Origin of the sequence: Aquirufa aurantiipilula (assembly GCF_019923745.1) — a bacterium.
Lineage (GTDB): Bacteria > Bacteroidota > Bacteroidia > Cytophagales > Spirosomataceae > Aquirufa > Aquirufa aurantiipilula.
Genome location: NZ_JAANOG010000040.1, coordinates 1 through 543, shown reverse-complemented (window position 1 = coordinate 543; position 543 = coordinate 1). Strand labels below are relative to the sequence as shown.

Annotated in this window: 2 tRNA genes; both read right to left on the bottom strand. The window is 40.3% G+C overall.

Going from position 1 to position 543, the window contains the following annotated elements:
* Positions 1-276 precede the first annotated feature (276 nt).
* Positions 277-353 (bottom strand) — tRNA-Ala (locus G9H60_RS13250).
* A gap of 68 nt (positions 354-421) precedes the next feature.
* Positions 422-498: transfer RNA gene (locus G9H60_RS13245), tRNA-Ile, on the bottom strand.
* Positions 499-543 lie beyond the last annotated feature (45 nt).

Genomic DNA, 543 nt, shown 5'->3' with positions numbered 1-543 from the left:
CTTCATGCCCGAAGGCAATCGCTATCTATTTTTGCTCTTACTCTTTACTTTATTCTCACAATATGTCAAAGAACCTTGTGTAAAATCTCTTAATAAATTAAGATACTCTACATCGTTTCCCAAATTTCTACTTCCGTTGAAGTAGGAGGGAGGGGTATAATTTTAAATGGTAAATGATACATTATAAATGATGTGCTACATCGACTTATCCATCATCGTTTGCATTTAAACCTTACTCTAAATTTTCATTAAACTCGTTTGTCTAATGCTTTACTCTGGTGGAGAATAACGGATTCGAACCGTTGACCCCCTGCGTGCAAGGCAGGTGCTCTAGCCAGCTGAGCTAATCCCCCAAGTTTAATCGGGATTATTATCCCTCTTATTGGCTTTCATCTCCAGCTTGCCCCAACATGCTATTTGTTGGTGGGCCTGCGTGGACTCGAACCACGGACCTCTACATTATCAGTGTAGCGCTCTAACCACCTGAGCTACAAGCCCGCTTGTTTCTTCTCTTTTTCTCTAATATCATTGAAAACCTATCTT